This is a genomic window from Stenotrophomonas rhizophila (assembly GCF_003651185.1).
Taxonomy (GTDB): domain Bacteria; phylum Pseudomonadota; class Gammaproteobacteria; order Xanthomonadales; family Xanthomonadaceae; genus Stenotrophomonas; species Stenotrophomonas maltophilia_Z.
The window spans coordinates 1,021,026-1,032,399 of the sequence record NZ_RCDC01000004.1 but is presented as its reverse complement, the minus strand read 5'-3'; the positions used below and the strand labels follow the sequence as shown (position 1 = coordinate 1,032,399).

12 protein-coding genes are annotated in these 11,374 nt (G+C 66.4%); 4 read left to right on the top strand and 8 right to left on the bottom strand.

Annotated elements, in window-relative coordinates; translation table 11 throughout:
* Positions 1–64 precede the first annotated feature (64 nt).
* Entirely contained in the window at positions 65–547 is a 483-nt protein-coding gene (locus tag BCL79_RS04665; RefSeq protein WP_121038042.1) for a glutathione peroxidase, read from the top strand.
* A gap of 108 nt (positions 548–655) precedes the next feature.
* Here the strand turns inward: BCL79_RS04665 and BCL79_RS04660 are convergent, their stop codons facing one another.
* The 4 genes from BCL79_RS04660 to BCL79_RS04645 form a co-directional block, all read right to left on the bottom strand.
* Positions 656–1,435: a ferredoxin--NADP reductase gene (locus tag BCL79_RS04660; protein WP_121038039.1), complete on the bottom strand. Its 780-nt coding sequence runs from the start codon at positions 1,433–1,435 to the stop codon at positions 656–658.
* Between the two features lie 95 nt (positions 1,436–1,530).
* Positions 1,531–3,402 (bottom strand): ABC transporter ATP-binding protein, encoded by a 1,872-nt coding sequence (locus BCL79_RS04655; protein ID WP_121041130.1) that lies wholly within the window; start codon positions 3,400–3,402, stop codon positions 1,531–1,533.
* 187 nt (positions 3,403–3,589) lie between these two features.
* Positions 3,590–4,033, bottom strand: coding sequence for a carboxymuconolactone decarboxylase family protein (locus BCL79_RS04650; protein ID WP_121038036.1), 444 nt, complete (start codon positions 4,031–4,033; stop codon positions 3,590–3,592).
* Positions 4,034–4,069: 36 nt separating this feature from the next.
* Complete coding sequence (locus tag BCL79_RS04645) at positions 4,070–4,966, bottom strand: RNA polymerase sigma-70 factor (protein WP_121038033.1); 897 nt, start codon at positions 4,964–4,966, stop codon at positions 4,070–4,072.
* Positions 4,967–5,119: 153 nt separating this feature from the next.
* Here BCL79_RS04645 and BCL79_RS04640 point away from each other — a divergent pair, with 153 nt between their 5' ends.
* Positions 5,120–6,637, top strand: coding sequence for a fumarate hydratase (locus tag BCL79_RS04640; RefSeq protein ID WP_121038030.1), 1,518 nt, complete (start codon positions 5,120–5,122; stop codon positions 6,635–6,637).
* A gap of 101 nt (positions 6,638–6,738) precedes the next feature.
* On the opposite strand, the gene BCL79_RS04635 is transcribed toward BCL79_RS04640, so the two are convergent.
* Positions 6,739–7,374, bottom strand: coding sequence for a LysE family translocator (locus BCL79_RS04635; protein ID WP_121038027.1), 636 nt, complete (start codon positions 7,372–7,374; stop codon positions 6,739–6,741).
* Between the two features lie 160 nt (positions 7,375–7,534).
* Here BCL79_RS04635 and BCL79_RS04630 point away from each other — a divergent pair, with 160 nt between their 5' ends.
* A complete protein-coding gene (locus tag BCL79_RS04630; protein WP_121038024.1) occupies positions 7,535–8,170 on the top strand; it encodes a glutathione S-transferase family protein in 636 nt (211 codons plus the stop codon).
* Positions 8,171–8,176: 6 nt separating this feature from the next.
* Here the strand turns inward: BCL79_RS04630 and BCL79_RS04625 are convergent, their stop codons facing one another.
* Positions 8,177–9,286: a sterol desaturase family protein gene (locus BCL79_RS04625; protein WP_121038021.1), complete on the bottom strand. Its 1,110-nt coding sequence runs from the start codon at positions 9,284–9,286 to the stop codon at positions 8,177–8,179.
* 176 nt (positions 9,287–9,462) lie between these two features.
* Between BCL79_RS04625 and BCL79_RS04620 the strand changes: the two genes are divergently transcribed.
* A complete protein-coding gene (locus BCL79_RS04620) occupies positions 9,463–9,816 on the top strand; it encodes a hypothetical protein (RefSeq protein ID WP_147433859.1) in 354 nt (117 codons plus the stop codon).
* A 9-nt stretch (positions 9,817–9,825) separates the two neighbouring features.
* Here the strand turns inward: BCL79_RS04620 and arsC are convergent, their stop codons facing one another.
* Both arsC and BCL79_RS04610 read right to left on the bottom strand, forming a co-directional pair.
* Positions 9,826–10,179 (bottom strand): arsenate reductase (glutaredoxin), encoded by a 354-nt coding sequence (arsC, locus tag BCL79_RS04615; RefSeq protein WP_121038015.1) that lies wholly within the window; start codon positions 10,177–10,179, stop codon positions 9,826–9,828.
* On the bottom strand, positions 10,179–11,345 hold the full coding sequence (locus tag BCL79_RS04610; protein WP_121038012.1) for a phospholipase A: 1,167 nt from the start codon (positions 11,343–11,345) through the stop codon (positions 10,179–10,181). The genes arsC and BCL79_RS04610 overlap by 1 nt, the downstream gene beginning before the upstream one ends.
* Between the last annotated feature and the right edge of the window lie 29 nt (positions 11,346–11,374).

Sequence of the window (11,374 nt, the reverse complement as noted above, 5' to 3'; positions counted from 1 at the left end):
CCAGCCGTGCAGGACAAGTCCAGCGGGCGAGCTAAGATGAGGTCTTTCCACCGGAACCCCTGCCATGACCACTGCCTTCGATTTCCCGTTCGTGGATCTGTCCGGCCAGCCGCAGGCGTTGGCGCAGTATCGGGGCAAGGTGTTGTTGCTGGTCAATGTGGCCAGCAAGTGCGGCTTTACGCCGCAGTACGAGGGCTTGGAGGCGCTGTGGCGGGAGTTCGGGCCGCGGGGGCTGGTGGTGGTCGGGTTTCCCTGCGATCAGTTCGGACACCAGGAGCCGGGCGATGCGGCGCAGATCGGGGAATTCTGCTCGCTGAGCTACGGGGTCAGTTTCCCGATGTCGGACAAGGTGGAGGTCAACGGCGCCGGCGCTGATCCGCTATGGCAGTGGCTCAAGGCCGAGAAGGCCGGGGTGTTGGGTACGCGCGGGATCAAGTGGAACTTCAGCAAGTTCCTGGTCGGCCGCGATGGGCAGGTGCTGGCGCGCTACGCGCCGACTGACAAGCCCGAATCGCTGCGCGGGGATATCGGCGCGGCGCTGGGCTGAGGCGGTTGCCCGACCACGACGGGCCGTGATCGGGGAGCGCCGGCCGCTGGCCGGCTGCTCGTGTTGCATGATCTTCGCGGGCCCAGCCACGCATGGCGTGGCTCTACGTCATTTTTCGACGAAGGCGCGCTCGAACACGTAGTGGCCCGGCGTGCCGATGCGCGGGGAGGTCTGGAAGCCGCGGCTGTCCAGCACGGTGCGCAGGTCGGCCAGCATCTGCGGGCTGCCGCAGATCATGGCGCGGTCGTTTTCCGGATCCAGCGGCGGCAGGCCGAGGGTCTTCTGCATCTCGCCGCTTTCCATCAGCGAGGTCAGCCGGCCCTGGTTGGGGAAGGCCTCGCGGGTCACCGCCGGGTAGTAGAGCAGCTTGTCGCCGATCATCTCGCCGAGGAATTCGTGCTCGCGCAGTTCCTTCTCGAACAGGTCGCGGTAGGCCAGGTCCTTTTCGTAGCGCACGCCGTGGGTGAGGATCACCTTGTCGAAACGCTCGTAGGTTTCCGGGTCCTTGATCACCGACAGCCACGGCGCAAGACCGGTGCCGGTGCCGAGCAGGTACAGGTGCTTGCCCGGGTGCAGGTCGCTGATCAGCAGGGTGCCGGTGGGCTTCTTGCCGACCAGCACTTTGTCGCCCGGCTGGATGTGCTGCAGGCGCGAGGTCAGCGGGCCGTCCTGGACCTTGATGCTGAAGAACTCCAGGTTTTCTTCCCAGTTGGCACTGGCGATGGAGTACGCGCGCAGCAGCGGCCGCGCCTCGGTTTCCAGGCCGATCATCACGAACTGGCCGTTCTCGAAGCGGAAGCCGCTGTCGCGGGTCGTGGTGAAGCTGAAGTAGGCATCGGTCCAGTGACGGACCTCAAGCACCGTTTCGGCGCCAAAAGCGGAAGACATGGGGGTGGGGTTCTGGTCGGTTTCGTCGGGTCTAGTTTATCTCAAATGAGATAAATTCTCATTGACTGGCTGGGCAGGCCCGCCAGGCGTGGGTTTCAGCGATAGCCAGCGGCCTGCAGCTCGAACAGTTCGGCGTAGCGGCCGCCCTGGGTCATCAGTTCGGCGTGGGTTCCGCTGGCCTCGATCCGGCCGCCGGCCAGCACCAGGATGCGGTCGGCCATGCGCACCGAGGAGAAGCGGTGCGAGATCAGCACCGCGGTGCGGTTGTCGGACAGTTCCTTGAAGCGCTGGAACACCTCGAACTCGCTGCGGGCATCCAGGGCCGCGGTCGGTTCATCGAGGATCATGACCTGCGCATTGCGCATGTAGGCGCGGGCGATCGCGATCTTCTGCCATTGCCCACCGGACAGGTCCACGCCCATCTTGAAGCGGCGGCCGATGAGCTGGTCGTAGCCGCCGGGCAGGCCGGCGATCACTTCATCGGCCATGCCACGGCGCGCAGCATCGCGGATGCGGGCGTCGTCGGTCATCGCCTCGACCAGGCCGACGCCGATGTTCTCGCCGGCGCTGAGGTTGTAGCGCACGAAGTCCTGGAAGATCACGCCCATGTTGGCCCGCAGGTCATCGAGGTCGTAATCACGCAGGTCGCGGCCATCAAGCAGGATGCGGCCTTCATCGGGGTCGTACAGGCGGGCCAGCAGCTTGACCAGGGTGGTCTTGCCGGCACCGTTCTCGCCGACCAGCGCCAGCACTTCGCCGGCACGCAGGTCGAAATCCAGATGGCGCACCGCCCAGCTTTCGGCATCGGGATACCGGAAGCCGACGTTCTCGAACACGAAGCCCTGGGTGATCGGTTGTGGGATGGCGATGGCGTCAGGCCGCGAATGGATCTCCGGTTCGATCTGGAAGAACGAAAACAGGTCGTCCAGATACAGCGCTTGCCCGGCGACCTGCGAAAAACCGATCAGCAGGCCTTCCAGCAGCTGGCGCAGGCGCAGGAAACTGCCGGCCAGGAAGGTGAGGTCGCCGATCGAGAAATCGCCGCGCACGGTGCGCCAGGCGATGTAAGCGTACGCCGCGTAGTACCCGAGCGTTCCCAGCGCGGCGAGCAGCGTGCCCCAGATCGCACGCTTGCGCGCCAGGGCGCGGTTGGCGAGGTAGAACTTCTCGGCCAGCCGTTTGTAGCGGTCGATCAGGAAGCGATGGAGGTTGAAGATCTTCACCTCCTTGGCGGTCTCAACGCTGGCCCCGATCTGGCGCAGGTACTCCAGCTGGCGGCGCTCGGGCGTCCACTGGAAATTGAGGCTGTAGCCGGCAGCGTTGAAATGCGATTCGCCGATGAACGCCGGGATCAGCGCCACCGCGAGGAGCAGGATCAACCAGGGCGCGTACACGATCAGGCCGACCGCGAGACTGGCCACGGTGATGCTGTCCTGCACCTGGCCGAACAGCTGGCTCATCAGGTTCATCCGGCCCATGGTCTGGCGGCGTGCGCGGTCCAGCTTGTCCTGCAGGTCGGGGTCTTCGAAATCCTCCAGGTCCAGTTCGGCGGCGTGTTCCATCAGGCGCACGCTGGTGACGTTGGTGAACAGCTCCGACAGCAACGTATCGGCGTAGCTGACCATGCGGCCGAGCAGGTCCGAGGCCATGGCCAGGCCGAACTCGAGTGCGAGCAGACCGAGCAGCGGGTTCAGCAGCCCGCTGGAAAGTGCCTCGCCGAACGGCGGGAAGCCCGCATCGTGCTGGCTGAGCAGTACCGCCGCATCGATGATCAGCTTGCCGACATACAGCATCGCCACCGGCAGCAATGCACGGATCACGCGCAGGCCGAGGCTGGCCAGGGTCAGCCCGGGGCTGGTCTGCCAGACCTGGCGCAGGAACGGGGGCAGATTGCGCATCGCGTTGACGCGCTCGCGCAGGCTGGGATTCTTCTGGCCGGGTGCACCGGCAGCGGGGGAGGCGGGCATGGGCGACATTGTGCGCGTCGTGACCGTGGTTGATGCATGAATTCAATGCACGCGCAGATTGCGGACGCATACGCACCACAGCGCAGGAGTGCGCGCGGACCGCAGCCCGGCAGTGCCGGCCGCTGGCCGGCTCCACGTGGCAGCCAGCATCGTGCAGAGCCGGCCAGCGGCCGGCACTACCCGGTGCTTACGGCAGGGGCGGCAACAGCCCGGCGCCGAGGCGGTTCCAGGCGTTGATCACCGCGATGCCCATGCTCAGGTCGCTGATGCCCTTTTCATCGAAGTGCGGCAACAGTGCCTCGTACGCGGCATCGGAGGGCGCTGCGCAGCTCAGCCGGGTCAGTGCCTCGGCCCAGCCCAGCGCGGCACGCTCGCGCGCATCGAAGAAGCGGCTCTCGTGCCAGGCCGGCAGCGTATCGAGCTTGCGCGGTTCGATTCCCCCCTTGCGCAGGGTGGTGCCGTGCATGTCCATGCAGTAGCCGCAGCCATTGATCTGCGAGACACGCAGGAACACCAGCTCCATCAACACAGGATCGATGGAGCTGTCGTGGACGGCCTTGCTGGTGGCCAGCAGGCCCTTGAAGGCCTCGGCGGCCAGACGGGTGTACGGAACGCGGGGTGAAGCGGACATGTGGGTACTCCATGACGGCCACAATGGCCGTCTTCATCAGGAGGACGCGCCAGCCTCGCGCGCTGTGACAAGCGCAGTGAGTTTTTCCGGATTGAGCACGCTGAGCACGCGCACGATACGCCCTGCATCGACCGTGATCATCGTGACCGAGTGCAACTGGTCCCCGGCAAAACGCAGGATCGCCGGCTCGCCGTTGACCTGGCCCAGCTGGGCTGGATGCTGGCCGTTGCGGCGCGCGATCGCCCAGTACAGCTGCGCGATGCGCTCGGCGCCGAGCAGGGGACGGATTGCCGCCGTCACGCGGCCACCGCCATCGGAGATCATCTCGGCGTTGGCGTCGAGCAGCGCGCGGATCGCCGCCAGGTCGCCCTGCTGGGAGGCGTCCATGAAGCGTGCCAGGAGGTTGCGGTGCTGCGCCGGCGAGACCGCGAAGCGTGGGGCGCCGGTCTGCAGCCGCTGCCGCGCCCGATGGACCAGCTGCCGGCAGTTGGCCGGGGCGTGCTCCAGCAGCGGGGCGATGTCCGGGTAGTCATAGTCGAACACGTCCTTGAGCAGGAAGGCGGCACGCTCGTCCGGCGTGAGCTGCTCCAGCAGGGCAAGGAACGCCACGGAAACCTCGTCGGCCAACGCATGGCGCTGGGCCGGGTCCTGCAGCGGGTCCGGGTCCAGGGTGATCTCCAGCGGCTCGGGCAGCCACGGCCCCACGTACTCCAGGCGTGCGCTGCGGCGGGCGCGCAGCCGGTCCAGGCCCAGCCGGGTGGTGGCGGTGACCAGCCAGCCTTCCGGGTCGCGGATCACGGTGGTGTCGGCGCCCTGCCAGCGCAGCCAGGCATCCTGGACGATGTCCTCGGCGTCGCTGCGGCTGCCCAGCAGGCGGTAGGCCAGGGCGAACAGGCGGGGGCGGTGGGTCTGGAAGGTATCGGTCGGGGTCATGCCGGAAGGACGCGGCCGGGCAGGCCGCTGTGACAAGGCTGGGCGGCCACTGTGCACCAAACGCCGCGGCCGCGAGCGATTCTCAACGCCGCCCGGCGGTAGTTGTTAAAATCGGCGGTTCAACCCCGCCAGCCTCCAGCAAGCGAGCAAGTCGTGACATCGATCAAGCAGGAAGACCTCATCCAGTCCATCGCCGACGCGCTGCAGTACATCTCGTACTACCACCCGGTCGATTACATCAAGAGCCTCAACGCTGCCTACGAGCGCGAAGAGTCGCCGGCCGCGAAGGAGGCGATGGCCCAGATCCTGATCAACTCGCGCATGTGCGCCGAAGGCCACCGGCCGATCTGCCAGGACACCGGCATCGTGACCGTGTTCCTGGAAATCGGCATGAACGTGCGCTGGGACGACGCCACGATGGGCGTGGAGGACATGGCCAACGAAGGCGTGCGCCGTGCCTACAACTACCCGGACAACAAGCTGCGCGCCTCGGTGCTGGCCGATCCGGCCGGCAAGCGCATCAACACCAGGGACAACACCCCGGGCGTGGTCAACGTCAAGGTGGTGCCGGGTGACACCGTGGAGGTGATCGTCGCGGCCAAGGGCGGCGGTTCGGAAGCCAAGTCCAAGTTCGCCATGCTCAACCCGTCCGATTCGATCGTGGACTGGGTCCTCAAGACCGTGCCGACCATGGGCGCCGGCTGGTGCCCGCCGGGCATGCTCGGCATCGGCATCGGCGGTACCGCCGAGAAGGCGATGCTGCTGGCCAAGGAGTCGCTGATGGAGCCGATCGACATCAACGAGCTCAAGGCCCGTGGCGCCTCCAACCGTGCCGAAGAACTGCGCCTGGAACTGTTCGACAAGGTGAACGCGTTGGGCATCGGCGCGCAGGGCCTGGGCGGCCTGACCACTGTGCTGGACATCAAGGTCAAGGATTTCCCCACCCACGCGGCCAACCTGCCGGTGGCGATGATCCCGAACTGCGCGGCCACCCGCCATGCGCATTTCACGCTGGATGGCAGCGGCCCGGTGATGCTCGATCCGCCGTCGCTGGAAGACTGGCCGCAGATCACCTATGACGCCTCCAAGGGCACCCGGGTCGATCTGGACACGATCACTCCGGAAGACGTCGCCAGCTGGACGCCGGGCCAGACCCTGCTGCTCAACGGCAAGCTGCTGACCGGCCGAGACGCCGCGCACAAGCGCATGGTGGAGATGCTGGACAAGGGCGAGCCGCTGCCGGTCGACCTCAAGGGCCGCTTCATCTACTACGTCGGCCCGGTCGATCCGGTGCGCGACGAAGTGGTGGGCCCGGCCGGCCCGACCACCGCCACCCGCATGGACAAGTTCACCCGCCAGGTGCTGGAACAGACCGGCCTGCTGGGCATGGTCGGCAAGGCCGAGCGCGGCCCGGCGGCGATCGAAGCGATCCGTGACAACAAGTCGGCCTACCTGATGGCGGTCGGCGGCTCGGCGTACCTGGTCTCCAAGGCGATCAAGGCGGCCAAGGTGGTGGGCTTCGCGGATCTGGGCATGGAAGCGATCTACGAGTTCACCGTGCAGGACATGCCGGTGACCGTGGCGGTGGATTCCACCGGCGAGTCCGTGCACCAGACCGGCCCGCGCGAATGGCAGGCCCGCATCGGCAAGATTCCAGTTGTGGTCGCCTGAGGCCTCCGGTCGCGGCAACGCTGGAAACGAAAACGGCGCCCCAGGGCGCCGTTTTTCGTGGCTGACGCTGGCAGGCACCGACCGTTGGCCGCTACTTCCCCTCAGCGGCGCGCGTCCACCAGCATGCGCACCGCCAGCGCGCCGAGCACCGTGCCCATCAGGCCACGCTGTACCGTCTGCCAGCGCGGGCGCCCGGCCAGAAAGGTGGCGATACTGCCGGCGGCCAGTACGATCAGTGCGTTGACACTGACGCTGGTTGCGATCTGCACCAGCCCGAGCACCACCGATTGCACCATCACGCTGCCATGCCCACGGGGCTGGATGAACTGCGGCAGCAGCGAGAGATACATCACGGCGATCTTCGGATTGAGCAGCGCGGTGAACAGGCCCATGCCGAACAATCTGCGCGGGCTGTCATGGTCCAGCGTGCGCAGCTGGAACGGCGAACGTCCGCCAGGGCGCAGCGCCTGCCAGGCGAGGTACAGCAGATACGCCGCGCCGGCGAAACGCAACACATCGTAGGCATGCGGCACTGCCATCAGCAGCGCGGTGATGCCCAGTGCCGCGCACACCAGATACACCAGAAAACCCAGCGCGACACCGCTCAGCGAGATCAGCCCGGCGGTGCGTCCCTGGCAGATCGAGCGCGAGATCAGATAGATCATGTTCGGCCCGGGCGTCAGCACCATCCCCAGCGAAATCAGACCGAAGGCGAGCAGAGCGGACGAATCGGGCATGGGGGGATCCTGGGCTGGCGGCGGGGCAGAGGACGCATTCTGCGAGCGTCCGCGGCGCAGTGGCAGAGACAGAACGCGTCCCCATCGCCCGTGCTCTGTACCCATGTGATGGCACGGAGCGCGGGCGCATACTGTGCGCCTCCCTCAAGAGGCCCTGAGCATGCGCACCACGTTGTATGGATCGCCGAGTACCGCCGCCCTGGTCGTCCATTGGCTCTTGCTGGAACTGCAGATCGAGCACGATCTGGTGCTGCTGGATTTCGACAAGCGCGAGCACAAGGATGCAGCGTATCTCGCTTTGAATCCCGCGGGCCTGGTGCCGACGCTGGTGCTGGACGGGCAGGTATTGACCGAAGCGGCAGCGATCGCGCTGCATCTGGCAGACCGCCATCCGGAAGCGGCCCTGCTGCCAGCACCGGGGTCTGCCGACCGCGCCGAGGCGTACCGCTGGATGTTCTGGTGCGCCAACACCGTACAGCCGGCGTACCGGGCGTGGTTCTACCCGCAGGAAATGGCGGGCCCCGAGCACGTGGACGCGACCCGCCAGCGTGCGCGCGAGCGGTTGGAAGGCGCCTGGCAGCATCTGACCGAGCACCTGTCCACGCGCGGCCCGTATGTGCTGGGCGAGTCGTTGAGCGTGGTCGATTTCATGTTGGTGATGCTGATGCGCTGGTCGCGCAACATGCCCACGCCCAGTGACACCTGGCCGGCATTGAAGACGTACGCGGATCGCCTGAAAGCACGGCCGGCGTTCGCCGAGGTCTACCGGCGCGAGGGCATCACCGACTGGCGCTGACAGGGTTCAGTCGACGTACTCGTCGAAGGTCCGTCGTGCACGGAATGGCATCAGGTGCTGGTTGAGCAGCCCCTTGGGCACGGTCTCCAGTTTCATGACGCCGTATTCCTGCGGCCATTCGCGCTGATCCCGGGGCAGTTTGAAGGTGCCCATCAGCATGTCCACCAGCGGTAGGTGGATGGCGTAGTTGACGTCGACGTACTCCTGTTGCCGCGCGTGATGCCAATGGTGGTAGCGCGGCAGCACCAGCAGGTACTCCAGCCACCCGAACCGGATGCCCAGGTTGGCGTGGGCCAACACCGCCTGCAGACCCACCAGGATCACGTAGGCATTGATCGCCGGGGTCGAGAAGCCGAGTACCAGCAGTGGCAGCAGCACGCAGCTGCGGGTGATGACGATTTCGACGAAATGGATGCGCGAGCCGGCCAGCCAATCCATGTGCCGGCTGGAGTGGTGAACGGCGTGGAAGCGCCAGAGCCATGGGGTGTTGTGATACGCGCGGTGCAGAAGTGCCTGGGCCATGTCCGCGACGAATACCGCGATCAGGAACTGCAGCCACACCGGCATCGACTGGATCAGCGTCTTGAGCGCAGGGAACGCGGCCAGCCCGGCAATGGTCGAGGTCGAGGCGGTCACCAGGATCAGGATGAACTGCACCAGCACGTGGCTCATGAAGAAATAGCCGACATCGGTACGCCAGCCCGGCCGTAGCGGCGAGAGTACGTGTTTGCCGAGGTAGCGCTCCAGCGGCACGAATACCAGTGCCGAGAAGAACAGCGACAGCACAAACCAGTCCAGACCCAGCGAGTAGGGTGTCTGTCCGATCGCATCGAACTGCACGTTGGTACCCCCCAGCAGCACCGCCAGGGTGGCGCTGCCGACGCCGATCGTGGCGATCCGCTTGTTGCGGTCGCGCAGGATCGCCAGGGTGCCCATGATGAAGGCGGCGGCCAGCCCGACCAGCAGCAGGTGGCGGGCGAACTGTTCGTTGTAGACCGCGCGGAACTCGCGGCTGGTCAACAGATCCGGAAAATGGAAGCAGGCCACGCCCATCAGGCTTAGCAGGCCCAGCAGAGCCGAGCCGTAGGCGAAGAACGAGCGTTGTGGTCGGGCCATCCGCTGGCATCCAGGTGAAAGGGCGGGGCTATTGTGGGCGCCGGAGCCGGCGTAACGGAAGAGGCATTTGCGGCTGCGGTGGCAGCCCGGTATTAATTTGGAAAACAAGCAGTGCTACATTCCGGGCATGCACACATGCCGGCCAAGGCCGGATGCTTTCGACACGGAGCACGACGATGCCGAGGATGCTTTCCGCCCTGCTGTTGATCCTGCTGGTCACCGCCTGCAGCAGTGATGGCGATTTCCACACCGCCCCGCCCAGCCTGCGCGAGGTCACCGCCGCCAATCAGTGCATGCAGCAGTGCCAACGCCAGTACGACAGTTGCATGACCAACCGGACGGGATTTGGCAGCGGCGACAGCTGTGGCGCCGGGGTGGCGACCCAGCGCGACGCGAAGTGCGACAAGATCGACAACCCGGACCTGCGTAAATCATGCCAGGCCAGCAGCGACTACTGCCGCAACCGGCTGCCCGCGCTGACCTGCGGCGAGGATAACAGCCGGTGCACCAGCCGCTGCGGGGGCAGCTGAGGCACGGCCTTAGGCTGGCAGGATCGCCAGCACCGTCTCCGGCGGCCGGCACAGGCGTGCGCCGCGCGGGGTCTCCACGATCGGGCGGTTGATCAGCTCCGGGTGGGCGACCATCGCCTCGATCAGCGCGGCATCGGGCAACGCGTCATCGTCCAGCCCGAGCGAACCATAGGCCGGCTCCTTGCTGCGCAGCAACGCGCGCGGGGCGATGCCCATGCGCGTGATCAGCCCTGCCAGCGTGGCACGGTCCGGCGGCGTCTTCAGGTACTCGACCACCACCGGCTCGATGCCGTGTTCACGCAGGATCTCCAGCGCCCCGCGCGAGTTGCTGCAGCGCGGGTTGTGCCAGATCGTCACGGCCATCAATACCACTCCAGCAGCGACACACCCAGGCCGACATAGGTGGCCTTGTGGTTGTAATCGATCATGCTCTCGCCGTAACCATCGAAGATCTGCACGTGGCCGCGCAGCAGATTGCTGATCGGGAAGCCGTAATCGAGCTGCAGCGCACCGTGCGAACGGTCGCCGCCGCGCAGCGAGTGACGCGCCATCAGCGAGACTTCGTGACCGTTCTTGTTCCAGGTCAGGGTGGCGTCACCGCGGCCCATGTAATCGGAGATGTCCGGGTTGTTGTCGTCCTTGCGATCTTCCGGAATGCGATACCACGGGCGCAGCACCAGCGCCCAGTTTTCGCGGTCCAGGCCGACGGTGGCGATCACCCGGTTCCAGCTGCGCGACAGGGGATCGGCGCGACCGTTGGACATGTGGTTGATGCTGATCCCGCTCATGCGCCCGCGCCAGCCGCCGATCGAGTAGCCGTTGCGGAACATCAGCATCACTTCCGGCTCGTAATTGGTCTCACGGAACGGGCGCGAGTTGTCGGCGTTGTAGGCCTGCCAGCGCGAGCTCTGCGTGTAGCCGGCCCAGATGTCGCCGTTGTCGCCGAACAGATTCTCCACGATCTTGGTCTTGAAGCTGAGCTGGAACTTCAGTTCCGCGCTGTCCAACTGCTGCGAGGTGGTGACCGTGTTGACCGGATTGGGCGACTGCGGCATCTGGTTCTTGTCGCTGGTCCAGAACGCGGGAAGCAGGTAGACCGGCTTGTAGGCGCGCAGCTGGAACGCGCCGAGCTTGGAGTCCTGCGCGAGCTCCCAGCGGCTGTCGAGCAGCGAGCCCTTGCCGGCATTGGCCAGCGCATCTTCATGGCCGTCGTTCTTGAACACTTCTCCGAGGCGCTGCTTGACCCGCTGCGTCGCGGGCGCGTCGGCGTCGGCACTGCGGGCGGCATGACGTTCTTCCCGGCGCTCCTGCTTGGCGGCGGTGGCAGCGGCATCGGCGGCCAGGGTGACCTCGGGCGTACGCCCGAACAGCGTGTCGTAGCAGGCCAGGCGCGCTGCGTCTGTGTCCACCTGGGCGCAGGCCTCCGGCGAGGCCGGGGTGGGCGCGGCTTCCTGGGCAGCAGCAGGCAGCGCCGCGCAGGCCAGGGCCAGGGCGGTGAACAGGGCGGAGCGGGAATGGGGAATGGTCATGGGAGCAGGGCCGCGTGACAAGAATGAAT

Coding starts and splice junctions, on each gene's coding strand:
- BCL79_RS04665 (WP_121038042.1), top strand. CDS start 65: ATGACCACTGCCTTCGATTTCCCGTTCGTGGATCTGTCCGGCCAGCCG.
- BCL79_RS04660 (WP_121038039.1), bottom strand. CDS start 1,435: ATGTCTTCCGCTTTTGGCGCCGAAACGGTGCTTGAGGTCCGTCACTGG.
- BCL79_RS04655 (WP_121041130.1), bottom strand. CDS start 3,402: ATGCCCGCCTCCCCCGCTGCCGGTGCACCCGGCCAGAAGAATCCCAGC.
- BCL79_RS04650 (WP_121038036.1), bottom strand. CDS start 4,033: ATGTCCGCTTCACCCCGCGTTCCGTACACCCGTCTGGCCGCCGAGGCC.
- BCL79_RS04645 (WP_121038033.1), bottom strand. CDS start 4,966: ATGACCCCGACCGATACCTTCCAGACCCACCGCCCCCGCCTGTTCGCC.
- BCL79_RS04635 (WP_121038027.1), bottom strand. CDS start 7,374: ATGCCCGATTCGTCCGCTCTGCTCGCCTTCGGTCTGATTTCGCTGGGG.
- BCL79_RS04630 (WP_121038024.1), top strand. CDS start 7,535: ATGCGCACCACGTTGTATGGATCGCCGAGTACCGCCGCCCTGGTCGTC.
- BCL79_RS04625 (WP_121038021.1), bottom strand. CDS start 9,286: ATGGCCCGACCACAACGCTCGTTCTTCGCCTACGGCTCGGCTCTGCTG.
- BCL79_RS04620 (WP_147433859.1), top strand. CDS start 9,463: ATGCCGAGGATGCTTTCCGCCCTGCTGTTGATCCTGCTGGTCACCGCC.
- arsC (WP_121038015.1), bottom strand. CDS start 10,179: ATGGCCGTGACGATCTGGCACAACCCGCGCTGCAGCAACTCGCGCGGG.
- BCL79_RS04610 (WP_121038012.1), bottom strand. CDS start 11,345: ATGACCATTCCCCATTCCCGCTCCGCCCTGTTCACCGCCCTGGCCCTG.